The organism is Aeromonas sp. S16(2024) (assembly GCF_041403065.1).
In the GTDB taxonomy this organism is placed as follows: domain Bacteria; phylum Pseudomonadota; class Gammaproteobacteria; order Enterobacterales; family Aeromonadaceae; genus Aeromonas.
This window is the reverse complement of record NZ_JBGLQX010000016.1, coordinates 1-26,767: the sequence shown is the minus strand read 5'-3', so window position 1 is coordinate 26,767 and position 26,767 is coordinate 1. Positions and strand designations below refer to the sequence as shown.

At 62.8% G+C, this 26,767-nt stretch carries 25 protein-coding genes and 1 riboswitch; of the genes, 13 read left to right on the top strand and 12 right to left on the bottom strand.

Going from position 1 to position 26,767, the window contains the following annotated elements:
* Positions 1 to 14: 14 nt before the first annotated feature.
* Both gmk and ACB030_RS13075 read right to left on the bottom strand, forming a co-directional pair.
* Positions 15 to 641 (bottom strand): guanylate kinase, encoded by a 627-nt coding sequence (gene gmk / locus ACB030_RS13080; RefSeq protein ID WP_139437069.1) that lies wholly within the window; start codon positions 639 to 641, stop codon positions 15 to 17.
* Between the two features lie 300 nt (positions 642 to 941).
* Positions 942 to 2,009, bottom strand: a complete 1,068-nt coding sequence (locus ACB030_RS13075; protein ID WP_371160437.1) for a glycosyltransferase family 9 protein — start codon at positions 2,007 to 2,009, stop codon at positions 942 to 944.
* Positions 2,010 to 2,137: 128 nt separating this feature from the next.
* On the opposite strand from ACB030_RS13075, the gene ACB030_RS13070 reads away from it, so the two are divergent.
* Together ACB030_RS13070 and ACB030_RS13065 are read left to right on the top strand one after the other, a co-directional pair.
* Entirely contained in the window at positions 2,138 to 2,851 is a 714-nt protein-coding gene (locus tag ACB030_RS13070) for a 3-deoxy-D-manno-octulosonic acid kinase (protein WP_371160435.1), read from the top strand.
* 262 nt (positions 2,852 to 3,113) lie between these two features.
* A complete protein-coding gene (locus tag ACB030_RS13065; RefSeq protein ID WP_371160329.1) occupies positions 3,114 to 3,977 on the top strand; it encodes a GGDEF domain-containing protein in 864 nt (287 codons plus the stop codon).
* Positions 3,978 to 4,052: 75 nt separating this feature from the next.
* Here ACB030_RS13065 and ACB030_RS13060 read toward each other — a convergent pair whose 3' ends face one another.
* A complete protein-coding gene (locus ACB030_RS13060; protein ID WP_371160327.1) occupies positions 4,053 to 4,910 on the bottom strand; it encodes a carboxylate/amino acid/amine transporter in 858 nt (285 codons plus the stop codon).
* A 42-nt stretch (positions 4,911 to 4,952) separates the two neighbouring features.
* Here ACB030_RS13060 and ACB030_RS13055 point away from each other — a divergent pair, with 42 nt between their 5' ends.
* Positions 4,953 to 5,429 carry a DUF6314 family protein gene (locus tag ACB030_RS13055; RefSeq protein WP_371160433.1) on the top strand — a complete coding sequence of 159 codons (477 nt, stop codon included), beginning with the start codon at positions 4,953 to 4,955 and terminating at the stop codon, positions 5,427 to 5,429.
* A gap of 106 nt (positions 5,430 to 5,535) precedes the next feature.
* Here the strand turns inward: ACB030_RS13055 and ACB030_RS13050 are convergent, their stop codons facing one another.
* On the bottom strand, positions 5,536 to 5,697 hold the full coding sequence (locus ACB030_RS13050) for a hypothetical protein (RefSeq protein WP_005326376.1): 162 nt from the start codon (positions 5,695 to 5,697) through the stop codon (positions 5,536 to 5,538).
* On the bottom strand, positions 5,682 to 6,581 hold the full coding sequence (locus ACB030_RS13045) for a DMT family transporter (RefSeq protein WP_139437058.1): 900 nt from the start codon (positions 6,579 to 6,581) through the stop codon (positions 5,682 to 5,684). Before ACB030_RS13045 ends, ACB030_RS13050 begins: the two co-directional genes overlap by 16 nt.
* 90 nt (positions 6,582 to 6,671) lie before the next feature.
* Here ACB030_RS13045 and ACB030_RS13040 point away from each other — a divergent pair, with 90 nt between their 5' ends.
* The gene (locus ACB030_RS13040) at positions 6,672 to 7,631 is read left to right on the top strand and encodes a LysR substrate-binding domain-containing protein (protein WP_371160324.1); all 960 of its coding nucleotides are present in this window, start codon (positions 6,672 to 6,674) and stop codon (positions 7,629 to 7,631) included.
* Here ACB030_RS13040 and trpS read toward each other — a convergent pair.
* On the bottom strand, positions 7,610 to 8,623 hold the full coding sequence (gene trpS / locus ACB030_RS13035; RefSeq protein WP_371160322.1) for a tryptophan--tRNA ligase: 1,014 nt from the start codon (positions 8,621 to 8,623) through the stop codon (positions 7,610 to 7,612). The two genes, ACB030_RS13040 and trpS, sit on opposite strands and share 22 nt — an antisense overlap.
* 191 nt (positions 8,624 to 8,814) lie before the next feature.
* Complete coding sequence (locus tag ACB030_RS13030; RefSeq protein WP_025325220.1) at positions 8,815 to 9,249, bottom strand: universal stress protein; 435 nt, start codon at positions 9,247 to 9,249, stop codon at positions 8,815 to 8,817.
* 432 nt (positions 9,250 to 9,681) lie between these two features.
* Here ACB030_RS13030 and fabV point away from each other — a divergent pair, with 432 nt between their 5' ends.
* Positions 9,682 to 10,869 (top strand): enoyl-ACP reductase FabV, encoded by a 1,188-nt coding sequence (gene fabV / locus ACB030_RS13025; RefSeq protein WP_371160320.1) that lies wholly within the window; start codon positions 9,682 to 9,684, stop codon positions 10,867 to 10,869.
* A 132-nt stretch (positions 10,870 to 11,001) separates the two neighbouring features.
* On the opposite strand, the gene ACB030_RS13020 is transcribed toward fabV, so the two are convergent.
* Positions 11,002 to 12,777, bottom strand: coding sequence for a diguanylate cyclase domain-containing protein (locus tag ACB030_RS13020; protein ID WP_371160431.1), 1,776 nt, complete (start codon positions 12,775 to 12,777; stop codon positions 11,002 to 11,004).
* Positions 12,778 to 12,986: 209 nt separating this feature from the next.
* Between ACB030_RS13020 and ftnA the strand changes: the two genes are divergently transcribed.
* On the top strand, positions 12,987 to 13,511 hold the full coding sequence (gene ftnA, locus ACB030_RS13015) for a non-heme ferritin (protein ID WP_005326403.1): 525 nt from the start codon (positions 12,987 to 12,989) through the stop codon (positions 13,509 to 13,511).
* Positions 13,512 to 13,662: 151 nt separating this feature from the next.
* Positions 13,663 to 14,847 (top strand): NAD(P)/FAD-dependent oxidoreductase, encoded by a 1,185-nt coding sequence (locus ACB030_RS13010; protein ID WP_171277162.1) that lies wholly within the window; start codon positions 13,663 to 13,665, stop codon positions 14,845 to 14,847.
* A gap of 80 nt (positions 14,848 to 14,927) precedes the next feature.
* Here the strand turns inward: ACB030_RS13010 and ACB030_RS13005 are convergent, their stop codons facing one another.
* Positions 14,928 to 16,148 carry an MFS transporter gene (locus tag ACB030_RS13005; RefSeq protein ID WP_171275155.1) on the bottom strand — a complete coding sequence of 407 codons (1,221 nt, stop codon included), beginning with the start codon at positions 16,146 to 16,148 and terminating at the stop codon, positions 14,928 to 14,930.
* 222 nt (positions 16,149 to 16,370) lie between these two features.
* Here ACB030_RS13005 and leuE point away from each other — a divergent pair, with 222 nt between their 5' ends.
* The 4 genes from leuE to ACB030_RS12985 all read left to right on the top strand — a co-directional run bounded on the left by leuE (position 16,371) and on the right by ACB030_RS12985 (position 21,056).
* The gene (gene leuE / locus ACB030_RS13000) at positions 16,371 to 17,009 is read left to right on the top strand and encodes a leucine efflux protein LeuE (RefSeq protein WP_171275156.1); all 639 of its coding nucleotides are present in this window, start codon (positions 16,371 to 16,373) and stop codon (positions 17,007 to 17,009) included.
* A gap of 209 nt (positions 17,010 to 17,218) precedes the next feature.
* Positions 17,219 to 18,892: a LytS/YhcK type 5TM receptor domain-containing protein gene (locus tag ACB030_RS12995; protein ID WP_371160315.1), complete on the top strand. Its 1,674-nt coding sequence runs from the start codon at positions 17,219 to 17,221 to the stop codon at positions 18,890 to 18,892.
* A 129-nt stretch (positions 18,893 to 19,021) separates the two neighbouring features.
* Positions 19,022 to 19,750, top strand: a complete 729-nt coding sequence (locus ACB030_RS12990) for a LytTR family DNA-binding domain-containing protein (protein WP_139437044.1) — start codon at positions 19,022 to 19,024, stop codon at positions 19,748 to 19,750.
* 109 nt (positions 19,751 to 19,859) lie between these two features.
* The gene (locus tag ACB030_RS12985; protein WP_371160312.1) at positions 19,860 to 21,056 is read left to right on the top strand and encodes an MFS transporter; all 1,197 of its coding nucleotides are present in this window, start codon (positions 19,860 to 19,862) and stop codon (positions 21,054 to 21,056) included.
* A gap of 75 nt (positions 21,057 to 21,131) precedes the next feature.
* On the opposite strand, the gene ACB030_RS12980 is transcribed toward ACB030_RS12985, so the two are convergent.
* Together ACB030_RS12980 and purE are read right to left on the bottom strand one after the other, a co-directional pair.
* Positions 21,132 to 22,256 (bottom strand): 5-(carboxyamino)imidazole ribonucleotide synthase, encoded by a 1,125-nt coding sequence (locus ACB030_RS12980; protein ID WP_371160310.1) that lies wholly within the window; start codon positions 22,254 to 22,256, stop codon positions 21,132 to 21,134.
* Complete coding sequence (gene purE / locus ACB030_RS12975) at positions 22,253 to 22,762, bottom strand: 5-(carboxyamino)imidazole ribonucleotide mutase (RefSeq protein ID WP_025325239.1); 510 nt, start codon at positions 22,760 to 22,762, stop codon at positions 22,253 to 22,255. The genes ACB030_RS12980 and purE overlap by 4 nt, the downstream gene beginning before the upstream one ends.
* Before the next feature lie 210 nt (positions 22,763 to 22,972).
* Positions 22,973 to 23,151: riboswitch (cobalamin riboswitch) on the top strand.
* Positions 23,152 to 23,202: 51 nt separating this feature from the next.
* Between purE and ACB030_RS12970 the strand changes: the two genes are divergently transcribed.
* Together ACB030_RS12970 and murI are read left to right on the top strand one after the other, a co-directional pair.
* Positions 23,203 to 25,038 carry a TonB-dependent receptor domain-containing protein gene (locus ACB030_RS12970; RefSeq protein WP_371160308.1) on the top strand — a complete coding sequence of 612 codons (1,836 nt, stop codon included), beginning with the start codon at positions 23,203 to 23,205 and terminating at the stop codon, positions 25,036 to 25,038.
* A 115-nt stretch (positions 25,039 to 25,153) separates the two neighbouring features.
* Positions 25,154 to 25,942, top strand: coding sequence for a glutamate racemase (gene murI / locus ACB030_RS12965; RefSeq protein ID WP_371160306.1), 789 nt, complete (start codon positions 25,154 to 25,156; stop codon positions 25,940 to 25,942).
* 4 nt (positions 25,943 to 25,946) lie between these two features.
* Here murI and ACB030_RS12960 read toward each other — a convergent pair whose 3' ends face one another.
* A complete protein-coding gene (locus ACB030_RS12960; RefSeq protein ID WP_025325242.1) occupies positions 25,947 to 26,438 on the bottom strand; it encodes an RNA-binding protein in 492 nt (163 codons plus the stop codon).
* Between the last annotated feature and the right edge of the window lie 329 nt (positions 26,439 to 26,767).

The following is a 26,767-nucleotide window of genomic DNA, read 5'->3' as shown; positions in this document are numbered from 1 at the left end:
TACTTGTTTTTGGCCTATTCTGCCAGTAGCTGTTGCAGCAAGTTTTGTTGGGCCTGCTGCTGCTGGCGCAATTCCAGCCGCTGGCACTCTATGATGGCCCTGAGCTGGAACAGCGCCTGCTCAAAGTCTTCATTGATAATGACATAGTCATACTCGTCGTAGTGCACCATTTCGGCAATGGCTTTCGCCATCCGGCCGGCGATCACTTCGCTGCTGTCCTGGCCGCGGCCGATCAGGCGGCGCTCCAGCTCTTCCCGGCTCGGCGGCAGGATGAAGATGGACTTGGTCGGCATCTGCTCGCGGATCTGGCGGGCGCCCTGCCAGTCGATGTCGAGGAAGACGTCGATGCCTTGGGCCAGGCAGGCCTCGATGGCGGCGCGGGAGGTGCCGTAGTAGTTGCCGAACACCTCTGCCCACTCCAGAAAATCACCGCGCTCGATCAGCGCCTTGAACTCTTCCACCTGCACGAAGTGGTAGTGCACCCCGTGCTCTTCGCCGGGGCGGGTGGCACGGGTGGTGTGGGAGACGGAGAGCTGCATCTTGCCGGCGTCGTTGTGCTGGGTCAGCAAGGCATTGAGCAGGCTGGACTTACCGGCCCCGCTCGGGGAGGAGATGATATAGAGAGTGCCTTGTTGCGCCATGTCTGTACCTTTAACGGATGACCCGTGTTTTGGTTGTAGCAGAGGCTGCCGTCATGTGCCCGAAAGGGAGACAGTTGCTCGCAAAACGCGGGAAATTCTTGAGTCGGGAGGTTGTAAAGGCGGCGAATATTAGCAGATGGGGGCGGATAAAAAAACGGCCGGAATCATATTCCAGCCGATCAAAGTATTCGTTGCTTGCTGCGGGAGCGTTACCCACATCGGCCGCTATTCTGCCCCCGGCACTCGGCTTGGGCCATCAGATTATCCCTGCCTCAGGGTTCGGAATTTCCGAGTTGCCCCTCAGCCCGGCAGCTGGCGCTCGGCACAGAGCCGATCGAAGGCTGCGATGACCCGTTCGCTGGTTATCTTGCGCATGGCGTCCGGATCCTTGAGGCGGGTACGCCAGTCAAGCGCCGCCAGCGGCTTGCCGGTCTCCTGCTCGATCAATTCCTGATAGACGCTGACCGCGTGTTCGCGGCACAGATAGGGGCCGGTGCGATCCGGGTTGTGATGGGCGTAGAGGCCGATCACCGGCGTGCCCACCAGGGTCGCCATGTGGGTAGGGCCGGTATCGGGGGCCAGCACCAGGCTGGCTTCCTTGATGAGTGCCAGCAGTTGCTTGAGGTTGGTCTGCCCCACCAGATCCACAGGTTTGCTCCGGCTCAGGCGCTGGATGTCGGCAGCCAGATCCCGCTCCAGCCTGGCCGGCCCGCCGCAGAGATAGACCTGAAACCCCTTGCTGGCGGCGTGATCCGCCAGGGCGGCATAGCCTTCGGCGGTCCAGTTCTTGAACGCCTTGCTGGCGGCGGCGCAGATGAGCAGGGTCGGTTTGCCGTCTATCTTCTCCCGGGCCCAGGCCTGATGCTCGGCGCTGATGGGCAGTTGCCAGTCCGGGGTCAGATCCTGGATGCCAAGCTCCCTGGCGAAAGCGAGAAAGCCATCCAGCACATGGGGAGAGGCCGGGGACGGCACTTGATGGTTGGTGAACAGCCACTGGCCGTCGTTAGCCCGCTCTTTATCGAACCCGAGTTTGATCTTGGCCCTGATGCCCAGGGTGGCGATGCTGGCCCGCAGGGCCGCCTGCAGGTGCAGCAGGGCATCGAATTTGCGGCCCCTGAGGGTGCGCCAGAGATCGCGATAGCCACGCCAGCCCTTGCTCTTGTCGAAGGGGATCACCTCCACCCCGGGCAGATCGGCAAACAGGGTCGCCTCTATCTTGCCGGTTACCCAGGTGATGCGAGTCTGTGGCCAGGCTCGCTGGATGACGCGCACCAGCGCCAGCGCATGGCAGCAATCCCCGATGGCGGAGAGCCGCAGGATGCAGATAGAGGAGGGCGGCGTTTGGAACAGCGGCATGATGTGGCGCAACGGTGGCAAAATGGATGGATGGCATTATGCAAACTCCCTTGTGGATTGTAAAATTGCGCCAGCTGCCCGACCGGCACAGTCCCCATGACGGGATGCATTGCGCCCCACTATCGACCGGAATACTCATGATGCTGACACAGACCGCCCACAACCAGATCTGCTGGTATGCCGAAGGCGCCTTCCGCGACCCTTCCCCCGCGTTGTTCGATCCGGCCTGGTGGCAGACCCATCGGCAGGTGGTGGGCTCTGCCATCGGCCGCGGGGTGACCTGGTTCGTGAAGGATGAGTCGCGCCACCTGGTGCTGCGCCACTATTATCGCGGCGGCATGGTGGGCAAGCTGGTGCGCGATCGCTTCTGGTTCGAAGGGGTGGAATCGAGCCGCGCCATGGCCGAATACCGTTTGTTGGCCCAGCTGAGCGAGCAGGGGCTGCCGGTGCCACGGCCGTTCGCGGCCCGCATGGTCAAGCAGGGGCCCTTCTATCGCGCCGACATCCTGATCGAGCGCATTCGCGGTGCCAAGGATCTGGTGGCCCTGCTCAAGCAGGGGCCGCTCGCCGACGAGGTGTGGCACAAGGTGGGTCAGACGGTGCGCCGGCTGCACGAGGCCGGGGTCTATCACGCCGATCTCAACAGCCACAACCTGCTGCTCGACAAGGAGGGCAAGGTGTGGGTGATCGATTTTGACAAGGGGGCTATCCGCTCCCCCGGCAGCTGGCAGCAGGCCAATCTGGAGCGGTTGCTGCGCTCCTTCAACAAGGAGTCCCAGCTGCATACCAGCTTCCATTTCGTGCCGGAAAACTGGCAGGCCCTGATGGCGGGCTATCAAGGCAAGAGGGGCTGAGATCGGCCTCCATTTCGTGTCTGGAGGTTGGCAGGCGCTGATGGCGGGCTATCAAGGCAAGACGGGCTGATCTCGGCCTCCACCTCGTGTCCGGAGGTTGGCAGGCGCTGATGAAGGGCTGTCAGGGCTAAGGGAGTGGCTGGGGTGGATGAAAGGGCACCAGGGAAAAGCGAGTTGACCCTGTTGCTCGGCGCAATCGCCAATGTTACTTATTGAGTGTTGCTGTCTGGGCAGACAGTCAGATCCGGTGTCGAGGCGCGTGATGGAAAGGTATGAGACTCCCGGGGTTGAGGTCATTACCCCGCTTGAGGTGACGCTGAAGGCAGAAGCCATGGCGATGCTGGAGGCCGGGATCTGGACCTGGTCGGCCGAACAGGGCCTGAGGCGCGATCCCTCCTGCCTGCAACTGCTGGGGTTGGCGGGGAACGAGCTGGATGATCTCGGCTGGCTGGCCCGGGTGCACCCGGATGACGGGCCCCGCCTGGGGGAGGCCATCGACGCCTGCCGGGAGGGGCGCAGCAGCGGGTTGCGGCTCGAGTACCGCATCCTGCACCATCAGGGCCACTACATCCGGCTGGAAGAGCGGGTGCGCCGCGACGAACGAGGCCAGCTGCTGGGGGTGGTGCGCCATCTGGACGCGGCCATGCCCCAGCTGGACGATCGCCACGACACCGACCCTCTCACCGGGCTCGAGAGCCGCAGTCACTTCGAGTCGCTGCTGGACGAGCGGCTGGCCAGCGAGAGCGGCAGCTTCTGCCTGCTGCAGTTCACCGTGGATCACCGCAGCAAGATATTGCAGCTGTTCGGCGAGGCCGCCTGCGACGCCATGCTGGCCAAGCTGGCCCGCATAGTGCGCCGCGAATTGCGGCGGGAAGATCCCTTCGCCCGTTGGGACGAGGACGGTTTCATCCTGATGCTGTCCCAGACCGATCGGCTGAGCGGCCTCGAGATTGCCGAACGGCTGCGTCTCGAGATCGCCGATGCCAGCCTGTTGCCCGAGCGGCCAGTGACCGTCAGCATAGGCCTGGTGCAGAGCCAGAGCGCCGAGCAGCTCGATCACCTGCTGGCCCGGCTGGCCTCCTGCCACGGTCAGGCCAGACGGGAACGCAACACAGTGGTTGGCTGATTTTTAGTCAGCGCTCACTCACCCGCCGACGCCTGTGGTTCAAAGGAGGCCTGCATCGGCAGGCCTGGTGGTTCGTCAGTCCGTGCTGCGCGCCGGCTGACGCTGGCAGACCCAGAGGGAGGCCAGCATCAGCAGGGCGCCGAGGCTGAGCCTGAACAGATCCGTATCCTTGCCCCAGAGCACCAGATTGACCAGCAGACCGGCCGGGATCAGGGCATTGTTCATGATGGCCAGCACGCCGCTGCTCACCAGGGTGGCTCCCTTGTTCCACAGGAAGTAGCCGAGCCCGGATGCCCCCACCCCCAGCCAGAGCAGTATGCCCCACTGCAATCCACTCGTCGGGTATTGCGGTTGGCCCAGCAGCCACCAGGCGGGCAGGGCGATCACCAGGGCCCCCAGATAGAAGCAGCCGAACACCGCCAGCTGGGGCGGTTGCTGCGCCTCTCGCGCCAGCAGCACCTTGTAGCCCACCTGGCCCAGGGCGAAGCAGAGATTGGCTCCCTGCACCACCAGGAACCCCAGCACATAGCTCTCGGTCAGGCCGTCGAAGCGGATGATGGCCGCCCCCAGCACCGCCAGCAGCGCCCCCCACAGGTAGGTCGGCTTGAAACGCCCCTCCAGCAGATCGTGGATCAGGGTGACGTAGATGGGGGTGAAGATGGTGAACACCAGCACTTCCGGCACCGTCAGCAGCAGGAAGGAGTGGTAATAGAAGAGATACATGATGCCGAGCTGGATGGCGCCGAGCGCCATCAGCTTGACCACCAGATCGGGGCGCAGCCAGCGGCGGCGCAGGAAGGGCAGGAACACCAGGCTGGCGAGGGCGATGCGGGTCAGCACCGAGAAGTAGGCGTCCACCTGGCCGGCGAGGTAGACCCCGATCAGGCTGAAGGAGAAGGACCAGAGCAGGGTAACCCCTATCAAGTAGTTCATGTGATTGAATTGTCGTCAGTTGTCAATTTGGAGGGCGCTATGATGGCCGAGTTGGAAAGCGCGATCCAGCGTTTATGGGGGCAGTTGCCACAGATAGGTGTGTTTGCCTTCGAGGCGAGCAACGGGGCGGGTTCCGCGACCGACTGGAACGGCCGTGGGGAGGGGGAAGTGAGGGTGACCGATCATCGGGGTGGCTGGCTGTTTACGGAGCAGGGGCGCTATACCACGCCCCATGGCCGGGTGCTCACCATGCACAACAGCTTCTGGTGGCAGCGCGGCGAGCGGGGGATCAGCCTCTCCCACCTTCGCCACCAGGCGCCGGTGCTGCTGTTCGAGCTGCTGCCCCAGGGAGACGGGCGCTGGCTCACCGCCGAGGCGCACCTGTGCGGTCAGGATCACTACAGCGCCGAGCTGACGCAGACCGATGGCGGTTTTCTGCTGGGTTGGGAGATCAGGGGCCCACGCAAGAACGAGCGGCTCAGCTACCGCTACTGGTCGGAGGGTGGGAAACCGGCATAAAAAAACCGGCGCAGAGCGCCGGTAGCGGGGACAAATCGGAGGTTTTTTTTAAAACGGTCCCAAAAACAGGAGAGATACACTCTCGTCACACATTCAGAGATGGCATTCAGGCATTCAGGGCATAGCTCAGCATGGCCTGCAGCTTGCTGTCGAAGAACCAGGGCAGGGTCAGCATCAGCAGGCCGAGCAGTCCGGCCAGCCGGTGGCGATACTGCCAGCCGGCTATCAGTACCAGACCGCCGCACAATGTGGTCAGGATGCCTGACATAGGCTGGCCTCCCGACGGGCACGACGCTGCTGTGCCCACTGGTTCAGGGCGACCGAGCCCAGGATCAGCGCCAGTGCCACGGCCGTGGTGGAGTGCACCTGCTCGCCAAGGAAGAGGGCACCCAGCATGACGCCGAACAGCGGCACCAGGTAGTTGCTGAAGGAGGCGAAGGTCGGGCCCGCCTTCTGGATCAGCGCCATGTAGAGGAAGTAGACCAGACCGGTACAGAACACCCCCAGCACGGTCACGGCACCGATAGCCTGCTGGCTCGGCAGGGTCAGGGCGCTCAGATCGGTGACGAAGGGCGCGGCCAGCAGCAGCTGGATGGCTGACGAGATCAGTATGTTGCGGGCCACCACCACGGGGTGGTCCTTGGCGAAGCGCTTGATCATCAGCAGGCCGATGGCGAAGCAGCTGGCGCCGAACAGTATGGCCATGGCACCGAGCAGACCGGCGTTCATGCCGTTGGCCAGTTTCGGCCAGAACAGCACCAGCACGCCGACGAAGCCGATGACCACGGAGAGCAGACCGCCCTTGGTGATTCTTTCACCAGAAATAAACAGGGGCGCAGCCAGAATGGTCACAAAGGGGATACAACCCATGACCACGGCGGCGATGGCGCTGTCCACATACTGCTGACCCCAGGCCACCATGATGAAGGGGATGGTGGCATCGAGCAGGGCGATCAGCATATAGGTACGCCAGGGGGTGTGCTCGCTCTTGAGGCGCATGAACAGGCAGAGCAGACCCAGGGTCAGGCTGCCGCACAGGGCGCGACCGGCCGCCACCATGATGGGGGGCAGTTCGGTAACGGCCTGATGCATGAAAATGAACTGGGAGCCCCACAACAGGCCTATCGCCAGCAATAACAGATAGCTACGCATGTTAATCTCCGTGTAATTCGCCCGCGCATTCTATGCAATCTGCTACTATGCCAAAAATGAATTGTCGTCATTCAACTATGGCCAATATCGATGGAACTCCCCCTTTCCCGCCTCGACCTCAACCTGCTCAATGTGTTCGACATGCTGATGCAGGAGCGCAACGTCACCCGAGCCGCCGAACGATTGCATCTCTCCCAGTCCACCGTCAGCCATGCCCTGGGGCGATTGCGCCAGGCGCTGGATGATCCCCTGTTCGTGATGAGCCGGCGGGAGATGATGCCGACCGAGCGGGCCAAGGCGCTGGCCGGGCCGGTGCGCCAGGCGCTGGCCATGCTGGAGCAGGGCCTGCGCCAGGCCAAGGGATTCGATCCCGCCAGCGCCCAGCGGGTGTTTCGCATCGCCACCCCGGGTTCGGTGGAGCACGGCCTGGTGCCGCCCCTGGTAGAGCGCATGGTCCAGCAGGCGCCCCATTGCCGGCTGGAGGTGTGCGAGCTGGCGGACAGCGACTACGAGCGGGAGCTGGAGAAGGGGGAGCTGGATCTGGTGATCGGCTTTGCCGGCGCCAACCACCTCTCGCCCCGGCTATGGCGCGAGGAGTGGTTCAGCAATCCCCTGGTCTGCCTGTCGCCGCTTGGCAGCTCGCTGCCCGATGAACTGGGGCCGGACGAGCTGGTGAGCCGCCCCCACATCCACACCTCCAGCTGGGGGCACAGCCAGGCCATGGTGGATCTCTGGCTGGCCCGCTTCGGGGTGGCGCGGGAGCTTGGAGTCAGGTTGCCGAGCTTTATGGCGGTGCCGCAGCTGATGGCGACCGGCCGCTATCTGGTGGTGGTGCCCGAGATGATTGGGCGCCACTTCTGCCGCCACTATCCGCTGCGGCTGCATCAGCTGGAGCCCGCCATTCCCATCGTCTATCTGATGGCGGGCCACCCGCTCAGCGCCCACGACGAGGCGATCGGCTGGTTCAAGGGGCTGCTGCACCGGCTCGCCTTCGAGCGTTACGGTGCAGACGCGCTGGGGGCGCCGACTCAGCGCAGCCCGGCGAAGTAGTCCAGCCCCATGGCGCTCTTGACCTCTGCCAGTACCTCGTCGGTGAGGGCGCGGGCCTGCAAGGTGCCCTGATAGAGCAGAGCCAGCAGCTTCTCCTTGTCGGCGATGGCCGCCTGACGCCGCTCCCGCATGGGGGCGAGCAGGGTCTGCAGACAATCGTTCAGCACCTGCTTGCAGCGCATGTCGCCGAGGCCACCGCGTTGGTAGTGGGCCTTCATCTCGGCCACCAGCGCCTTGTCCGGGTGGAAGGCATCCAGATAGGCGAACACCGTATTCCCCTCCACCTGACCCGGATCGCTCACCTTGAGGTGATTGGGGTCTGTATACATGGCGAACACCGCCTGCTTGATCTCATCGCTCGACATGCCGAGCTCTATGGTGTTGCCGAGGGACTTGGACATCTTGGCCTTGCCGTCTATGCCGGGCAGGCGTCCGGTGTCGCTCAGGATGGGCTGGCATTCGGTCAGCACCTCTTTTCCTACCAGCGTGTTGAAGCGGCGCACTATCTCGTTGGTCTGCTCCAGCATGGGCAGCTGATCCTCGCCGACCGGCACATGGGTGGCGCGAAAGGCGGTGATGTCGGCAGCCTGGCTGACCGGGTAGACCAGGAAGCCCGCAGGCAGGCTGCGCTCGAACCCTTTTTGCTGGATCTCCGCCTTGACGGTGGGGTTGCGCTCCAGCCGGGCGACGCTGACCAGATTGAGGTAATAGGTGGTTAGCTCGGCGAGGGCGGGCAGGGCGCTCTGCAGGCAGAAGGTGGTCTTGGCCGGATCCAGGCCGGCGGCCAGGTAGTCGGCCATCACCTCCAACACGTTGTCGGTCACCTTGGCCGGGTTGTGGCCATTGTCGGTCAGCGCCTGCAGATCGGCGATCATCACGAACTGGCGGTAATGGTGCTGGGCCTCGACGCGCTGGCGCAGGGATCCGACGTAGTGGCCTATGTGCAGTTTGCCGGTGGGGCGATCGCCGGTCAGGATAACGGGGTTGTGCATGTCACTCTCTCCAGTGGGGTGGGCCGGGAGGCGACAAAGGGATGAAAACAATGACCGCCTCTCGGCGGTCACGGTGTTTTCTTTGGTAAAAATTACATAGAAAAGCAGTGCCGCCTGTTTATAAGCAGCACCACCAGTAGTTGTGATTGACGATGGTCATGTTCATGGCAAATCAAGCTACGCCTGTTTGATCACTTCTGCAAGGGGACGACCAGCAGATCGCAGGGCACCGTATTCATCAGCTGACGGGCGCTGGAGGTGAGCAGGCTCCAGAAGCTCTGGCGGTGGCCGCATACCAGCAGATCTATCTGGTAATCCTTGACCGCCTGATTGACCCGCTCGCTCAGATCGCCGCAGATCACCAGCTTCTTCTCTATGGGGTAGTCCACCGAGGCGAGGAAGGCCTCCAGCTTCTCCTTCGCTTCGGCGATCACCTGATCCTGCACGTTGTCGATATCGATATCGATCATCTCGGTGTAGAGATCCTTGAGGTCCACGTCCACATGGATCACCGACAGCTTGGCGCCATTGGAACGGGCCCGGTCGACCGCCTTGTCGATCACCTTGCGGTTGTCTTCCGATAGGTCGATCGCCGCCAGTATGTGCTTGTAATAGGTTCCACTCATGGGAATTCTCCTCACTGATCCTGGGTTCACTATACCAATGTCCGCTGAAACTAAAACGGCGATGTCACCACAGTTTCAGGATTTGCATGGCAATCCCGTACTCCCTGGTTGCCATTGCGGATAAAGGGTCGCACATATTTTGAACAGGAGTTTGAAGCCGATCACAGCCACTCTATTGCCCCGACCCAGGGAGGGGAATAGGATGTGCCCGTGCTTCGCAATGAACACAACACAACAAAAAGCATCTGAATAACGCTTTGGGGAGCCTAGTGCTCCCTCTTGTTTTTCTGCCCCCTTTTCTTGCCCCTATGCCACCCGACATCAAGGTAATCCCCGGCTTCTTGGTTATGCTCTAGCCAATTCCCGTGGCGATGCCGCCGACCCTCGCTGCGGCTGCTCCCCGTATTCCATCGATCCCTTGGAGATTCATTCATGATCATTCATCCCCAGATCCAGGGCTGTGTGGCCCGCAACTGCCATCCCATCGGCTGCCGCGCCGCCGTGCAGCAGCAGATCGCCAGCGTCAAGGGGGCGGGCCCCTTCAACGGGCCGAAACGGGTGCTGGTGCTGGGGGCCTCCTCCGGGTTCGGACTGGCGTCGCGCATTGCACTCGCCTTCGGTGCCTGTGCCGATACCATCGGTATCTCGTTCGAGCGCGGGCCCTCCGACAAGGGGCTCGGCAGCGCGGGCTGGTACAACAACATCTGGTTTCGCCAGGCGGCGGAGCAGGAGGGTCGCATCGCCATCAACCTGATCGGCGATGCCTTCTCGGACGCCCTGCGCCAGCAGGCCATCGACGCCATCCGTCAGCAGCTGGGGCAGGTGGATCTGGTGGTCTACTCCCTGGCGAGCGGCCTTCGGGTGCTGCCGGATGGTCGCCAGGTGCGCTCGGTGCTCAAGACCACGGGCCAGCCCTTCAGCGGCTGGGGGCTGGATCTGGAGCAGGACGCCCTGGTGCAGCAATCCCTGGCACCCGCGACCCCGGAGGAGATCCGCGACACCGTCACCGTGATGGGCGGTGAGGACTGGCAGCTCTGGCTGCAGGCGTTGCAACAGGCCGATTGTCTGGCCCCAGGGGTGCAGACAGTCGCCTACTCCTACATTGGCCCTGAATCCACCTATCCCCTTTATCGGGACGGCACCATCGGCTACGCCAAGGAGCACCTGCACGCCACCGCAGAGACCATCAACCTGCAGCTGGCCGAGCTCGGCGGTCACGCCTGGGTGTCGGTGTGCAAGGCGCTGGTGACCAAGGCGAGCGCCTATATTCCGGTGTTGCCGGTTTATCTGGGCCTGCTGATGGGGGTGATGAAGGAGCGGGGCGTGCACGAGGGCTGCATCGAGCAGATGCAGCGGCTGTTTGCCACCAAGATGTACGGGCCCCATGGGGTGGTGGCCGACGGCAACCGCCTGATCCGGATGGATGACCACGAGCTCGACCCGGCGGTGCAGGCCGCCGTCTCGGCGCTCTGGTCCAAGGTAACGCCGGACAACTTCCACGCCCTGGGAGACTTCGCCGGGCTGCGCCAGGACTTCATGCAGCTCAACGGCTTCGAGCTGCCGGGCGTCGACTATGGGGCGCCAGTGGATGTCGCCTCCCTGACCGAGCTGCTGCCCTGAGTCAGGTGCCTGTGTCAGGCGACGTTGCAGGCTGGTTGATTGGGGGCCGGAGCCAGCCAATATAGTCTGGTTGCGTCCCTGGTGTCTGATGCACGGTCATCAAGCAGACGTTATGGCTTCAGGCTCTCAGCCTCAGGCGACGTTGCAGGCAGGCTGGTTGGGGGCTGGTGCCAGTATGGTCTGGTTGCGCCCCTGACGCTTGGCCTGGTACATGGCCATGTCGGCCCTGTGGATCAGCTGGCTGAGGCTGTCATCGTCCGGTGAGCGCTCCGCCACCCCTATGCTGATGGTCATGTGGGGGGCGGCCAGGTAGGCGATCCGGTTTCTCAGCTGTTCGGCCAGTTGCCAGCAGGTGGCGCCGTCCTGCGTCATGGCCACCAGAAACTCCTCCCCTCCCCAACGCCCGACCTGTTGCAGGTCAGGTGCCCAGCTCTTCAATTCCCGGGCCAGCTGCCGTATGGCCTGGTCACCGGTCTGGTGGCCGTGCCTGTCGTTGATCTGCTTGAAGTGGTCGATGTCGATGATGAGCAGGGTCAGTGGCGCATCCAGCTGCCACTGCTGCTCCAGCTGCTCCAGCAAGGCGCGGCGGTTCGGCAGCCCGGTCAGCTGATCGAAGGTGGCGAGCTTGTAGAGGCGGCGCGAGCTGCGGTGCAGCCTGTGGGTGGTGAGCCCGAGCAGGATCAGGGCGCCAGCCAGCAGGACGACCAGCATCAGCTGGTAGTAGCGGGCACTCTGCTGATACAGCAGTTGCTGGCGCTTGTTCTCGTTCTCCTGCTGCAACGCCAGGTTGCTGGCCTCGCTGCGGGCCAGATCCATCTCGACCTGGAAGGCGGCGGCATGCTGGCTCAGGGTCTGGTTGAAGTGCTGTCTGTAGTGCTGCATGTAGCGGGTCATGACACCATAGGCCTCGGGGTAGCGTCCCAGGTCTGCCAGCAGCCTGGCCTGCATCGCCTTGCCCTCTATGCTGACCGGGCCTGGCTGGGCCGTCAGCAGTTGCAAGGCCAGCTGGGTCTCCCCCCGTCCCTGCAGGGTTCTGGCCCGGATCTCGGTCAGCCGGGAGGCGGCCTGAGGGTAACCCAGCCCCTCATAGATGGCCTGCGCCTCCTCCAGGCTCTGCCAGGCCGAGTGCCAGTCTCTCTGCGCGTTGAACACCATGGCCCTGTAGCCGAGGACGATGGCGCGATAGTGGGGCGAGAGCCCGGGGGTGGCCAGCAGGGCATCGAGCAGCTCGCTCGCCCGGTCGGGGCGCCCCATGTCGATGTAGAGTCGCGCCATGTTGGCCCGGATGATGGCCTGACTGTTGGGTTCGTTCAGTTGCGCCATCTGCCCGAGGGCATCCTGATAATAGGTTTCGGCCTCCCGATGGAGGCTGAGATCGGCATAGAGGTTGCCAAGGGTCATCATCAGGCGGGCACACTGCAGGGTGGAGAGGGCGCTTCTTGGCCCTTTTTGCTTGAGCTGGAAGGCGGTCTTGAGCTCGGCGATCGCCTCCTTCATCTGCTGGGTACGGTAGAGGGCGAGGCCATTGAGGGCATGCCACTCGGACTCCTGCTGGACATGGCCCATGACGGCCGGCCTGAGCTGGCTCAGCAGCTGGAGGGCCTGCTCGGGGGCCTCGGTATCCAGGGTCAGGGCAATCTGCTGCAATCTGAAGTCGAGCAGGCGCTGGCTCTCCTGCTGGGCACTGGCCAGCTCGCGGGCGCGGGCGTTGTCCAGCAGGGCCTGCTGGTAGTGGCCCAGAGCGGCCTGGGCCGGGGCTCTGGCGTAAAACAGCTCCATGTCCTGCTGCGGGCTGGCGTCGAGGCGTTGCAGATAGCCGACGGGATCCCGCGCCGCCTGCAATTCTGCCTCTTCCAGCAAGGAGGGAGTGGCCTGCAACTGGGTTATCCAGAGCAGCGCCAATGCCATAATGAATCTCATTGAATCCTTTCCCCGACCACTGGCGCCATCATAATGGCTGACGCCACCTACACCATGTTTCTTTGCTTCTCTATAACCGTATGGGGGACAGGATGAGGCGAGGCCGGGCCACAACTGCGAGCGCTGACCGTCGTATCTGGTTGCGTCAGGCTGCAACAGTGGCGACAATCGTGACCAAATCACAGTGGAGAATCATCATGTTGGCCAAAGCCATGATCGAGAAGTTGAACGAGCAGATTAATCTTGAATTCTATTCCTCCAATCTCTACCTGCAGATGAGCGCCTGGTGCGAGGACAAGGGCTTCGAAGGGGCTGCCACCTTCCTGCGCAAGCACGCCGCCGAGGAGCGCCAGCACATGGAGCGTCTGTTCACCTACGTGAGCGAAACCGGCGGCATGCCGCTGCTGGGGGCCATAGATGCGCCTCCCCACGAGTTCAACTCGCTGGGGGACATCTTCCGCACCACCCTGGAGCACGAGTTCCACATCACCAAGTGCATCAACGGCCTGGCCCATGTGGCATTCACCACCCAGGACTACTCCACCTTCAACTTCCTGCAGTGGTACGTGGCCGAGCAGCACGAAGAGGAAAAGCTGTTCAAGAGCATCGTCGATCGTCTGTCGCTGGTGGGCGAGGATGGCAAGGGTCTCTACTTCATCGACAAGGAGCTGGCCGAGCTGGCCAAGGGCGCCCCTGCCAGCATCATGGACGGCAACGCCTGATAGTCGTGGACACTTAGTGTTCAGCCAGTACAATACGGCCCCCTTGTGGGCCGTTTTCGATTGATGCAGCCATGAAACCACCGCTGTGGTTTCGGCCATGCGATGACGGCTCCTTGGCAGGGGCCGTTTTTCTTTTGATGGGTGCGTGATGATGAAGCAGTTTGATGTGGTGGTGATCGGGGCCGGTGCGGCTGGCTTGATGTGTGCGGCCCAGGCCGGTTATCGGGGGCGAACCGTGCTGCTGCTGGACAACGCCAAGAAGCCGGGCCGCAAGATCCTCATCAGCGGCGGCGGTCGCTGCAACTTCACCAACCATCAGGCCGGTCCCCACGCCTTCCTCTCCGGCAATCCGCACTTCTGCAAGTCGGCGCTGGCGCGCTACACCCAGCAGGACTTCATCGATCTGGTGGACAGGCACGGGGTGAATTATCACGAGAAGACCCTGGGCCAGCTGTTCTGTGACGAGAGCGCCAAGGAGATAGTCGAGGTACTGCTCACCGAGTGTGACTGGGCCGGGGTGACCCTGCAGTGCCAGACCGAGATCCTCTCCGTCAGCAAGACGGATGACGGCTTCCTGCTCGACACCAGCAAGGGCGAGATCGCCTGCCACTCTCTGGTGGTGGCCACCGGCGGCCTCTCCATGCCCAAACTCGGCGCCACCCCCTACGGCTTCAAGCTGGCGGAGCAGTTCGGCCTCAATGTGCTGCCCACCCGCGCCGGTCTGGTGCCTTTCACCCTGCATCAGGAACAGAAAGAGGCCTTCGCCGATCTCGCCGGGGTCAGCCTGCCGGTGGCGGTGACCGCCGAGGATGGCACCCGCTTCAAGGAGGCCATGCTGTTCACCCACCGCGGCCTCTCGGGCCCCGCCATACTGCAGATCTCCTCCTTCTGGCTGGCGGGAGAGAAGATCCACATCAACCTGCTGCCCGAGCTGGATATCCCGGCGGCCCTCAAGGCCTGGGCGCTGGCGCACCCGGCCCAGGAGCTGAAAACCGTGCTGGGGCGCGAGCTGCCCAAGCGTTTCGTCGACAAGCTGGTGGAGCTGGGACAGCTCAACAGCAAGCCGATGCGTCAGTACAACGAGCGGGAGCTGGAGGCGGTGGCCACCCTGCTGGGGGACTGGCAGATACTGCCGAACGGCACCGAAGGCTATCGCACCGCCGAGGTGACCCTGGGGGGGGTGGATACCAACGAGCTCTCCTCCAAGACCATGGAGGCGCGCAAGGTGCCCGGTCTCTACTTCGTCGGCGAGGTGGTGGACGTGACCGGCTGGCTCGGCGGCTACAACTTCCAGTGGGCCTGGTCATCGGGCTGGGTGGCGGGGCAGTATTGCTGACCAGCCTTAGTTCTCATCAACTTCAGACGCGGCCTCTCAGGCCGCGTTTTTTATGGACGGTCTTCCGTGAGGGGCATCTATTAACCCTTTCTGATGGTCGGCAAAAAAGCGGTCAGCAGGCCGATCAGCGGCAGGTAGGCGCAGAGCTGGTACACGGTTTCTATGCTGGTCGCATCGGCCAGCTGGCCCAGCAGGGCGGCGCCTATGCCCCCCATGCCGAAGGCGAAGCCGAAGAACAGACCGGAGATGGTGCCGACCTTGCCGGGCACCAGCTCCTGGGCGTAGACCAGGATGGCGGAGAAGGCCGACGCCAGGACGAGGCCGATGATCACCGAGAGCACCGAGGTCCAGAACAGGTCGACGTGGGGCAGCAGCAGGGTGAAGGGGGCAACGCCCAGGATGGAGATCCAGATCACCCGCTTGCGGCCGATGCGGTCACCGACAGGCCCACCGAGCACTGTGCCCGCCGCGACGGCGAACAGGAAGGCAAACAGATGGAACTGGGCGCTATCCAGCGACAGGCTGAACTTGTCCATCAGATAGAAGGTGTAATAGCTGCTCAGGCTGGTCATGTAGAAGAATTTGGAGAACATCAGCAGGCCCAGGATGGCCAGCGACCAGCCGATCTGGCGGCGGCTCAGGCCGCTGCCGGCATGGGCCTTCATCCGCTTGTGGAAGTTGGCACCGTGCTGGCTCGACCAGCGCCCGACCAGGCAGAGCACCATGACGCCCACCAGGGCGAACAGCGAGAACCAGGCCGCGCTGCCCTGTCCCTGCGGCACTATGATGAGCGCGGCGAGCAGCGGACCTATGGCCGAGCCGAGGTTGCCGCCGATCTGGAACAGGGATTGGGCCAAGCCCGGCTGGCTGCCGGCCGCCATGCGGGCGACCCGGGAGGATTCCGGGTGGAAGACGGACGAGCCCATGCCGATCAGCATGGCCGACAGCAGCACGGCGCCAAAGCTGCCCGCCTGTGACAGGGAGAGCAAGCCGATCAGGGTAAAGCCCATGCCGAGGGGCAGCGAATACGGCATGGGCCTGCGGTCTGTGTAGAAGCCGATCAGCGGCTGCAACAACGAGCCCGTGAACTGGTAGGTGAGGGTGATGAGCCCAATCTGGGTGAACGACAGGTCGAGGCCGAGCTTGAGCAACGGATAGATGGCCAGCAGCACAGATTGCATCATGTCGTTCAACAGGTGCGAGAAGCTGATGGCGGCAATCACCGGATAAGTGGTGGTGTTCAGGGGGTCGGCCGAGGGCGTCGCGGTGACAGAGGTATCGGTGCTCAAGGTCTTGTCCATGGGTGAGGTATCTGCTGTTTCATACTCCCTCTACCATGCCCTATCCCGGTGCATCTGGACATAACCAAAGTGGGCGAACGCCGGCGCTGCTCTCGATCGGCGTGCAAGCCGTTCATGCTGAAGGTGTGTGGATGGCAGGTCAGATCTTGTGCTTGGCGCGTGGCGGATTAGTATAGAAAGCCTGCCGCCGCTATCCGGCCCATCGCCCGCCATGGAGGGAACATGTTCGAAAGCCTGGGAGTCATCAATGTCTGGACCTATCTGGTGGGGCTCTTCTTCATCATCATAGCGCCGGGTCCCAACTCGATTTATGTGCTGCGCACCGCCGCCGTGCGGGGCATAGGGCCTGGCTATCGCGCCGCCCTCGGCGTCTTCGTCGGCGATGCCATCCTCATCTTCTGCGCCTACCTGGGGATCGCCTCCCTCATTCGCACCACCCCCTTGCTGTTCACCCTGGTACGCTATCTCGGCGCCATCTACCTGCTCTATCTGGGGGTGAAGATCCTCCATGCCAACTTCATAGCCAAGGGCGAAGGGCAGGAATCCGCGGTGGAGCTGGGGGAGCGCTATTTCTCCAAGGCCCTCACCTTAAGCCTCACCAATCCCAAGGCGATCCTCTTTTACGTCTCCTTCTTCGTGCAGTTCATCGACTTCAGCTATGCCCACACCTGGATCTCCTACCTGGTGCTGGCCGGCATGCTGGAGGCCATGAGCTTCGTCTATCTCACCCTGCTGATTTTCGGCGGCACCCTGATGGCGCGTTTCTTTGCGCGCAAGGCGCGTCTCGCCAAGCTGGGTAACGGCCTGATCGGCCTCTTCTTCATGGGCTTCGCGGCCAGGCTGGCGACCCTGTCGTCCTGAGCCCGTCCTTTCCTGCTCCATCGGGCTGAATATGGCAGCGCTATGCCTCCCCGGCACCTGCCTGCGGTACACTAGGGCCCGATGAGAGGGCCTCTCTCTTTTCAATCCTGCCGCCGTGGTCTCATGTCCCTGATTTGATCGGGGTCAGCCGTCCACGGCCAGATTCCTTCTATAGTGCGCCCCTTTGTGGCCATAGGCCGGAGGGCCCCATGCTCGAAAATCAGATGATGTTGTTGGCGGTGTTTGAACGGGCGGCGCTGATGCTGATGACGCTCTTCCTCCTGACCCGTACAAGGCCGTTCCAGCGACTGTTCCAGAAGCGGGATCACACCCCGGCTGAGCTGGTGCTGGTGGCCGCCATCTTCGGCCTGTTTGCGGTGTTCAGCACCTACACCGGCATTCCGGTGGAGGGGGCGCTGATCAACGTGCGGATCATCGCCATCATCTCGGGCGGCATACTGTTCGGCCCCTGGGTCGGCATCCCGGCCGGGGTCATCTCCGGCTTGCACCGTTACCTCATCGACATGGATGGTCACACCTCCATCCCTTGCCTCATCGCCAGCATCATCGCCGGTCTGCTGGCGACCTGGTTGCACCTGAGATGCCGCAAGTCGCGACTCTGGCTCTACGGCATACTGGCGGGCATGGCCTGCGAGGGGCTGACCATGCTGCTGATCTGGCTGCTGACCGAGCCCCATGCCGTGGGTGTGGAGATCGTCAGCCACATCGCCTATCCCATGATCGCCGGGACCCTCTGCATCGGTCTCATCATCAAGCTGGTGCAGGATCTGGACGACGAGAAGGAGCTGATTGCCGCCAAGCAGGCCAAGCTGGCGCTGGACATAGCGAACCAGACGCTGCCCTTCTTCCAGAACATAGATCGCCACTCTCTCGGTCAGGTGTGCGCCGTGATCCGGCGCGAGATCGACGCCGATGCGGTGGCCATTACCGACACCCGGGACGTGCTGGCCTACGTGGGGGTGGGCAAGGATTACTACGAGCTGGACGAGCACCACGCCATCAGCGACATGACCCAGAGAGCCGTGCTGCTGGACCAGATCATCATCAACAACGATCTGCGCCAGTATCACCTCTCCGATTTTCACTCTGTCATCATCATCCCGCTGCGGGAAAACGGCGCCGTCAGCGGTACCCTCAAGATCTACTATCGCCGTACCCACAGCATCACCAGCTCCCTCAAGGAGATGGCGGTGGGCCTCTCCCAGCTCATCTCCACCCAGATGGAGGTGTCGCGCATCGAACAACTGAAAGAGATGACCCGCAAGGCGGAGTTCACCGCCCTGCAGAGCAAGATCAACCCGCACTTCCTGTTCAATGCCCTCAACGCCATCTCGTCCTTGATCCGCATCCGGCCCCAGCAGGCGCGCCAGCTGATCGCCAATCTGGCGGACTATCTGCGCTACAACCTCAACAAGGGGGACGAGCTCATCGACATCCAGGAGGAGCTGCAGCAGGTGCGCGACTACGTGGCCATCGAGCAGGCCCGCTTCGGGGACAAGCTGGAGGTGGTGTTCGAGGTGGACGACGTCCACATCCAGGTGCCGAGCCTGCTGTTGCAGCCCCTGGTGGAAAACGCCATCCTGCACGGCATCCAGCCCCGCAGCGCGCCTGGCCGGGTCACTATCGAGGTGAAGCAGCTGGCGGGGGGGATTCGGGTGGCGGTGCGCGACACCGGCTACGGCATCAGCCAGGCGGTGATCGACGGGGTGGCCGCCGGCCGGGTGGAGAGTCGCAGCATAGGCCTGATGAACGTGCATCAGCGGGTCAAGCTGCTGTACGGGGACGGCCTGCACCTCAAGCGGCTGGAGCCGGGAACCGAAGTCTGTTTCTATCTGCCGGATCAGGAGGCGATGCCATGCTGAGGGCCATCATGGTTGAAGATAAGTGTGTGCTGCGAGAGGGGTTGTCATGCTGAAAGCCATCATTGTCGAAGATGAATGTTTGATACGGGTGGTGCTGGCCTCTCCTGCGCGCCTTCAGGGGGCAATGCCATGCTGAAAGCCATCATAGTGGAAGACGAATATCTGGCTCGCGAGGAGCTGATCTATCTGGTGAACCAGCACAGCCAGATCGAGATAGTGGCAAGCTTCGAGGATGGGCTGGAGGCGTTCAAGTACCTGCAGGATCACGAGGTGGACGTGGTGTTCCTGGATATCCAGATCCCCTCCATCGACGGCCTGCTGCTGGCCAAGAACCTGCACAAGTCGAGCCATCCGCCCCATATCGTCTTCGTCACCGCCTACAAGGAGTTCGCGGTGGAGGCGTTCGAGCTGGAGGCGTTCGACTATATCCTCAAGCCCTACAACGAGCCGCGCATCATCAATCTGCTGCAAAAGCTCGAGCATGCGGGCAAGTCGCAGCCGGGGCAGGGGGAGGTGAGCATCCCGCACAATCGCACCGTCAATCTGGTGAAGGGGGAGCGCATCATAGTCACCCCTTGCGAGCAGATCTACTACGCGGAAGCGGACGAAAAGCTCACCCATGTCTACACCCGCACCGATCGCTACGTAATGACCATGGCTCTCAGCGAGTTTGTCAGCCGCTTGCCGGCGGAGGGGTTCTTTCGCTGCCACCGCTCCTACTGCGTCAACATCAACAAGATCCGCGAAATCGTCCCCTGGTTCAACAGCACTTATCTCATCCGGCTCCATGATCTGCCGTTCGAGGTGCCGGTCAGTCGCAGCAACATCAAGGCGTTCCGTCAGCTGATGCGGCTCTGATTGTCATTCATGCCCGCCGATCTGCATTTCATGCCTTAATCGGTCGGCGGGAGTGGCGTCTTGCCTATAGTGGCCCCAGTTTCCTTAAGGCCATCGACCGAGACGCATCATGACCATCGATCTGAATCGCACCCGCTACCTCACCCTGTTGGGGACCATCATCACCCAGTTCGCGCTGGGATCCGTTTACACCTGGAGTCTGTTCAACGCCCAGCTCTCCGACAAGCTGGACGAGCCGGTGAGCCAGGTGGCCTTCGCCTTCGGCCTGCTCAGCCTCTCCCTGGCGGTGGCCTCCTCCCTGGCGGGCAAGCTGCAGGAGCGGTTCGGGGTGCGCAACGTCACCCTGGGGGCCGGCGTGCTGCTCGGCATCGGCTTCTTCCTCACCGCCCATGCCAGCAATCTGGCCATGCTCTACCTCTGCGCCGGCATTCTGGTGGGCTTCGCCGACGGGACCGGCTACCTGATGACCCTCTCCAACTGCGTGAAGTGGTTCCCGGAGCGCAAGGGGCTCATCTCCGCCTGCTCCATCGGTGCCTATGGCCTCGGCAGTCTCGGCTTCAAGTACATCAACCTGCTACTGCTGTCGAACAACGGGCTGGAGGCGACCTTCCAGCTGTGGGGGCTGATCGCCATGTCCATGGTGCTGGTGGGCGGCATGCTGATGAAGGATGCGCCCCAGCAGGCCGCTTCCGTGCAGCAGACCGAGAGCCGCGATTTCACCCTGGCCGAGGCGATGCGCAAGCCCCAGTACTGGATGCTGGCACTGATGTTCCTCACCGCCTGCATGAGCGGCCTCTACGTCATCGGCGTGGCCAAGGACATCGGCGAGAAGATGGTGGGTCTGCCAGCCGTGGTGGCCGCCAACGCCGTCGCCATCATCGCCATGGCCAACCTCGGTGGCCGTCTGGTGCTGGGCATACTGTCCGACAAGATGTCCCGCATCCGTGTCATCACCATAGCCCAGCTGATCACCCTGGCCGGCATGGGATTGCTGCTCTTTGTGCCGCTCAATGCCAACCTCTTCTTCGTGGCGGTGGCCTGCGTCGCCTTCAGCTTCGGCGGCACCATCACAGTCTACCCTTCGCTGGTGAGCGACTTCTTCGGGCTCAACAACCTGACCAAGAACTACGGCGTCATCTATCTGGGCTTTGGGCTGGGCAGCATCATAGGCTCCATCGTGGCCTCTCTGTTTGGCGGCTTCATGGCGACCTTCAACCTGATTCTGGTGTTGCTGGTGGTGGCCCTGGTGCTCTCCCTCACCATACGGCTGCCGGCTCCCGTTGCGGTTTCTGCCGAACGGATCTGACCCCCTCGTCTGAAGACATCACCATAAAAAAGACCCGGGCATTGGCCCGGGTCTTTTCGTTGGTACCAGCGGCGCTTAGCGCGGCGGCAGTCCCATCAGGGCGCGCAACTGGTGCACGGTGGCCTCGACCGCAGGCCAGTCGCGGCCGGTGACTGTCACATGGCCCATCTTGCGGCCGGGGCGGGCGTCGCCCTTGCCATAGAGGTGCAGGTGCACGCCGGGCAGGGCCAGGGCGCCGGCCCAGTCAGGGGTGCCGTCCTGCCACAGATCCCCGAGCAGGTTGAGCAGGATGGCGGGGCACACCTCGGCTTTTGCCGGCAGCGGCAGATCGCACAGGGCACGCACCTGCAGCTCGAACTGGCTGCAACCGGCGTTGTCGATGCTGGGGTGGCCGGAGTTGTGGGGGCGGGGCGCCATCTCGTTGACCAGCAGCGCGCCGCCGACCAGGAAAAACTCCACCGTCAGCACCCCCACATAGTCGAGGGCGGCGATGATGTGCTCGGCGATGCGCTGGGCTTCCGCCTCCAGGGCGGGCACATTGGCCGGGGAGCGGGTCTGATCCAGGATGCCGCCGCTGTGCCAGTTCTGCACCAGGGGCAGGGCGCTGATGGCACCGCTCGGGCTGCGGGCCAGGGTGAGGGCAAACTCCCCTTCCAGCGGCAGGCGCTTCTCCAGCACGCAGGGCACGCCGCTGGCGGCCAGGGCCGCTGGCAGCTCGTCGGCCTGGTGGATAGTCCACTGTCCCTTGCCGTCATAGCCTTCGCGGGCCGTCTTGAGAATGGCGGGGAAGAGGTCGCTGGGCAGGGCCGGCAGCGGCTCGCCCGGCAGCAGAGTCAGGTTCGGGGCGACCGGCACGCCGGCGCGGGTCAGGAAGGCTTTCTCTTCCCGGCGATCCTGGCAGACGCGCACTGCGCTGGCCGCAGGGCGCACCGGCAGGTGCTGCTCCAGCAGGGCCAGGGAGGCGGCCGGCACGTTCTCGAACTCGCAGGTGACGGCATCACAGCGACTGGCCAGATCGCGCAGCGCCTCGGCGTCGTCATAGGCCGCCACTATCTGGGCGTCGGCCGCGGCGCCGGCGATGCTGGCGGGATCCGGATCCAGCACTATCACCTGATAACCGAGGCGATGGGCCGACATCACGAAATAGCGGCCGAGCTGGCCGCCCCCCAGCATGCCGAGGGTAGCGGGGGGCAGTATCATGCCGGGTCCTCCAGTTGCAGGGCCAGCACCCGATCGCGCTCGTTGGCGCGGAAGCTGTCGAGCTGCTGGTGATAGCGAGGGGCGTCGCCATCCTGGGCAACCGACAGCAGGGAGACGGCAAACAGACCGGCGTTGGCGGCCCCCGCCTCGCCGATGGCGAAGGTGGCGACCGGCACCCCCTTGGGCATCTGCACTATGGAGAGCAGAGAGTCCATCCCCTTGAGCTGACGGGTCGGGATGGGCACACCCAGCACAGGCACCGTGGTCTTGGCGGCCAGCATGCCCGGCAGGTGGGCGGCCCCGCCGGCCCCGGCGATGATGGCGCGCAGGCCGCGTTCGCGAGCACTGGCGGCATATTCGAACAGCAGATCCGGGGTGCGATGGGCGGAGACGACACGCGCCTCATAGGGCACGCCGTGCTCCTTGAGGATGCGGGCTGCCGCTTGCATCACGGGCCAGTCGGAGTCAGAGCCCATTACCAGGCCGATCATTGGGGGGGTCGTCATTACGGCTTCCTCGGGGGTGTCAAACGTTTGCCGCATGTTACCAAAAAGCCGTGGGACCTGGCTCAACATTTCTTGCGTCTGACCCCTTCGGATTGCGCCTAACTGAGGCCATGACAGAGGCGCAGGGCAGTAATTGTGCCACTCGACACCCTCTGGTGGGAAAAAGTGATGACAGCAATCCAGATGGCTATACATCCAATCCTGCTCTGCCTATAATCCCCCCGCTTTGGCGCATCATGCTTAAAAGGGAATCCGGTGAGAATCCGGAGCTGGCGCGCAGCGGTAAGGGGGAACGAAGCGACATCAGGGCACTGCCGTCAGGTGGGAAGCCGTCGCCGTAGGCCATCAGCCCCCAAGCCCGAAGACCTGCCAAAGTTCGTATTTCGGGCCGAGAGAAACCGGCCACGAAGTAGATGCTTACGCGAACTTAAGGATCTCTCATGTCCAAGAAATTATTGGCGGCTGCCCTGTTGCCAACGGCGGCCTTTGCCCAGTCTTCCCTTCCTGCCAATGACACTATGGTGGTCACCGCCAACCGGGTGGAACAACCCGTCAGTTCTGTGCTGGCTCCCGTGGTAGTGATCGATCGCGCCGAGATCGAATCCCGCCAGGTATCGAGCCTGACGGATCTGCTCAAGACCCTGCCCGGGGTACAGATCACCACCCTGGGTGGCCGTGGCCATATCAGCAGCCTCTTCATCCGCGGCACCAACTCCAACCACTCCCTGGTGCTGATGAATGGCCGTCCCATCGCCGCCATGGTGGCCGGCACGCCGGATCTCAGCCAGATCCCCCTCGGCAACATAGAGCGGGTCGAGTACATCCGCGGGCCGCGCGCCGCCGTCTACGGTTCCGATGCCATAGGTGGCGTCATCAACCTCATCACCAAGACCTCCGCCAAGAGTGGCAGCGAGACCCACCTGAAGGGGGGCGCAGGCAGCCATGGTTATGGTCAGGGCCAACTGCGTACCGTGCAGGCCCTGGGCCAGCAGACCGACATGAACCTGCTGGTGGGCTATGAGCGGACCGATGGGTTCGACGTGGTGGCCGGTGCCCAGCAGCCGGATCGGGACGGTTTCGACAGCCTCAATGGCCAGGTCGGGATGAACCATGCCTTCAACGACGCCTGGAGTGCCGATTTCAACGCCCAGGGTTATGACAACCAGACCGAGATGGACGACGCCTATCAGTCGGCCGACCAGAGCCGGGTGAAGGCCTTCCAGTACGACGGTGGCCTCAAGTTCCAGAGCGCGACCCTGACCAGCCGGTTGGAAGCCAGCTATGGCGAGAACAAGCTGAAGAGCTGGCTGGAGAGTCAGGGGGAATCCAGTGCCCAGCCGATCCACACCGGCTTGACCCGCTTCTCCTGGATCAACAGCTGGAGCGGCATCGAGGGGCTCAACCTGACCGGTGGCGCCGACTGGCAGCAGGAGCAGATGAAGTCCGATTCGCGCAGCTATGGTCAGGCCTTCAATGCCCCGGATCGCGACAACACAGGTCTGTTTGCGGTGGGCAGTTATCGCTGGCAGGCCCTGCTGTGGGAGCTGTCCGGCCGCACCGATGACAACGAGCAGTATGGCCGCCACAACACCTGGTCCGCCGCCAGCGGGCTGGACATCGACGACAACCACAATGTGCGCTTGAGCTACGGCACCGGCTTCAAGGCACCGACCTTCCTCGATCTCTACTATCCCGGTTATGAGAACCCGGATCTGAAGCCGGAAGAGAGCAAGAACCTGGAGCTGGACTTCTCCGGCCGTTACACCGCCTGGGATTGGTCAGTGAACCTCTATCGCAACCAGATCCAGAACCTGATCTCCTGCCAGAGCGCCTTCTCCAACTGCAAGCCGGACAACACGGATGCCGAGATCCGCGGCGTGGAAGTAGCGCTGGGGCTGGAAACCGGTCCGCTCCATCATGACCTGAGCTTCGATTACACCAAGACCGAAGACAAGAACGACGGCGGTCAGCCGCTGCTGCGCCGCGCCAAGCAGAAGGCGAGCTGGCTGACACAGGTACAGCTGGGCCCGGTGGATCTGTCGACCGAGCTGCTCTACGTGGGCAAGCGTGACGACAAGAACTTCAGCAGCTTCCCAGCAGAGCGGGTGGTGTTGAGCTCTTACACCCTGGTCAATCTGGGGGCCAGCTACGGGGTGACGCCTGCGCTGACCCTGGGCGGTCGCATCGACAACCTGTTCGATCGTGACTATGTCCCGGCCTATGGCTATGCCTCACCGGGCACCGAGTTCAAGCTGACCGCCGACTACCGTCTCTGATCCGCTGCTCTGCTTATATAGAGAGGAAAAAGCGAGGCCCCGTCCTGTACGGGGCCTTTTCTATTGGCCGCCGGCGGGAGTATGATCGCCGACTCGCATCCAAGGGGGAGCTCTGGTGGCCAATATTCTCGTGTTCGACTCCGGTATGGGCGGCTTGACCGTCTATGGGGAGATCCGTCGCACCCTGCCGGCGCACAACTATTTCTACTGCTTCGACAACGCCCACTTCCCCTATGGCGAGCTGAGCGAACCAGAGCTGATCTCTGCCTGCACCGGCTTGGTCAGCCACATGGTGGCCGAACACGCCATCGATCTGGTGGTGATCGCCTGCAACACCGCCAGCACCATAGCCCTGCCATCCCTGCGAGCCACCCTGAGCATTCCTGTGGTGGGCGTGGTGCCTGCCATCAAGCCTGCCGCCGCCCTGACCCGCAATGGCTGCATCGGTTTGCTGGCAACCCCGGGCACCGTCAGCCGCGAATATACCCACGAGCTCATCGCCCAGTTCGCGCCGGGCAAGCGGGTGTTGCTCAAGGGGGCAACCGAGCTGGTGATCGAGGCCGAGCGCAAGCTGGCGGGACAGCCGGTCAACATGGGGTTGCTGCGAGAGGTGCTGGCTGACTGGATGGAAGGGGAGGAGAGGCCGGATACCCTGGTGTTGGGCTGCACCCATTTCCCGCTGCTGGGGGATGAAATCCGGCAACTGATGCCGGAGTGCCAACTGGTGGACTCGGGCAATGCGGTGGCAAGACGGGTGGCCCATCTGCTGGCCGCGCTTCCATCCGCCCTCACCGGTGAAGGACAGGGCCGCGCCTATTGCAGCCTGCTGGATGCCCGGGCCCAAAAACTGACAGCCCCCTTGGAAGCATGGGGGCTGTCATCACTCGAAGAGGTGCTGTGCTGAGTCTTCAGGCGTCGACGTCGGCGCCTTCCCTCTCATCCCTGTCCCGCTTGTCGTTGGCTTCACGTACCTTGAGGGTGCGCTGCTGATACTCCTTGTCATTGAGCGCCGCTATGGCCTTGGCCGCATCGGCGACCGGCATCTCAACAAATCCGAAGCCCCTGCGCTTGCCAGTGGCCTTGTCTTTCATCAGACGGACGGAAATCACCAGGCCCTGCTCGGCAAAGAGCTCGCGCACGGCAATCTCGTTGGCACGGTAGGGCAGGTTGCCTACATATAAGGTGCATGTCTCTTGGCTGGCATTCTGCTCGGCCACAGCGGCAGGAGCCCGGTTAAGGAACAGCGGTACTACAAAACCACCAATGGCCAGACCTACGGCAAAAATGACTTCGGCTTTCAGGGAAAACTGCAGGGCCTGGGCAACCAGATAACCGACCAGCGCCAACACCAGAGCGAGAACGGCCGCCTGCACATAAACGGGAAACTTGGATAAATTCATCTTTAAAGACCTTTTGTAAATGAAAGCAAAAAAGGTGCAACACTCTATTCACCTCCATGGTAACCAGCTTTACGACAGGACGCTACCATGGACCACTTGGGACACATTATCCGCTTCAGTATGGCATTCCTTAAGCAAGGAAGACCCGGTTAAATGCCAATAAAACAGAACTGAAATCATTGGCTTGTGGATAACATTGTATATATACACTGGGTAAGCTGTTTCTAACTGGATAATTTGAAGTTTCCGTGACTTTCTTCAAAAAATCCCTTGTCATCGTGATCCGGCTCCCTATAATGCGCCCCTACCAGCACGGCGGAACACGCCGG

Excerpts from the sequence above, each read along its gene's own strand:
- ACB030_RS13005 (WP_171275155.1), bottom strand. The coding sequence starts at position 16,148 with ATGGACAAGACCTTGAGCACCGATACCTCTGTCACCGCGACGCCCTCG.
- purE (WP_025325239.1), bottom strand. The coding sequence starts at position 22,762 with ATGACGACCCCCCCAATGATCGGCCTGGTAATGGGCTCTGACTCCGAC.
- ACB030_RS13040 (WP_371160324.1), top strand. The coding sequence starts at position 6,672 with ATGGAACTCCCCCTTTCCCGCCTCGACCTCAACCTGCTCAATGTGTTC.
- ACB030_RS13030 (WP_025325220.1), bottom strand. The coding sequence starts at position 9,249 with ATGAGTGGAACCTATTACAAGCACATACTGGCGGCGATCGACCTATCG.
- ACB030_RS12970 (WP_371160308.1), top strand. The coding sequence starts at position 23,203 with ATGTCCAAGAAATTATTGGCGGCTGCCCTGTTGCCAACGGCGGCCTTT.
- gmk (WP_139437069.1), bottom strand. The coding sequence starts at position 641 with ATGGCGCAACAAGGCACTCTCTATATCATCTCCTCCCCGAGCGGGGCC.
- ACB030_RS12960 (WP_025325242.1), bottom strand. The coding sequence starts at position 26,438 with ATGAATTTATCCAAGTTTCCCGTTTATGTGCAGGCGGCCGTTCTCGCT.
- ACB030_RS13020 (WP_371160431.1), bottom strand. The coding sequence starts at position 12,777 with ATGGCATTGGCGCTGCTCTGGATAACCCAGTTGCAGGCCACTCCCTCC.
- fabV (WP_371160320.1), top strand. The coding sequence starts at position 9,682 with ATGATCATTCATCCCCAGATCCAGGGCTGTGTGGCCCGCAACTGCCAT.
- leuE (WP_171275156.1), top strand. The coding sequence starts at position 16,371 with ATGTTCGAAAGCCTGGGAGTCATCAATGTCTGGACCTATCTGGTGGGG.
- ACB030_RS12985 (WP_371160312.1), top strand. The coding sequence starts at position 19,860 with ATGACCATCGATCTGAATCGCACCCGCTACCTCACCCTGTTGGGGACC.
- ACB030_RS13010 (WP_171277162.1), top strand. The coding sequence starts at position 13,663 with ATGAAGCAGTTTGATGTGGTGGTGATCGGGGCCGGTGCGGCTGGCTTG.
- ftnA (WP_005326403.1), top strand. The coding sequence starts at position 12,987 with ATGTTGGCCAAAGCCATGATCGAGAAGTTGAACGAGCAGATTAATCTT.
- ACB030_RS13050 (WP_005326376.1), bottom strand. The coding sequence starts at position 5,697 with ATGTCAGGCATCCTGACCACATTGTGCGGCGGTCTGGTACTGATAGCC.
- ACB030_RS12995 (WP_371160315.1), top strand. The coding sequence starts at position 17,219 with ATGCTCGAAAATCAGATGATGTTGTTGGCGGTGTTTGAACGGGCGGCG.
- ACB030_RS13055 (WP_371160433.1), top strand. The coding sequence starts at position 4,953 with ATGGCCGAGTTGGAAAGCGCGATCCAGCGTTTATGGGGGCAGTTGCCA.
- ACB030_RS13065 (WP_371160329.1), top strand. The coding sequence starts at position 3,114 with ATGGAAAGGTATGAGACTCCCGGGGTTGAGGTCATTACCCCGCTTGAG.
- ACB030_RS12990 (WP_139437044.1), top strand. The coding sequence starts at position 19,022 with ATGCTGAAAGCCATCATAGTGGAAGACGAATATCTGGCTCGCGAGGAG.
- trpS (WP_371160322.1), bottom strand. The coding sequence starts at position 8,623 with ATGCACAACCCCGTTATCCTGACCGGCGATCGCCCCACCGGCAAACTG.
- ACB030_RS13070 (WP_371160435.1), top strand. The coding sequence starts at position 2,138 with ATGCTGACACAGACCGCCCACAACCAGATCTGCTGGTATGCCGAAGGC.
- ACB030_RS13060 (WP_371160327.1), bottom strand. The coding sequence starts at position 4,910 with ATGAACTACTTGATAGGGGTTACCCTGCTCTGGTCCTTCTCCTTCAGC.
- ACB030_RS12980 (WP_371160310.1), bottom strand. The coding sequence starts at position 22,256 with ATGATACTGCCCCCCGCTACCCTCGGCATGCTGGGGGGCGGCCAGCTC.
- ACB030_RS13045 (WP_139437058.1), bottom strand. The coding sequence starts at position 6,581 with ATGCGTAGCTATCTGTTATTGCTGGCGATAGGCCTGTTGTGGGGCTCC.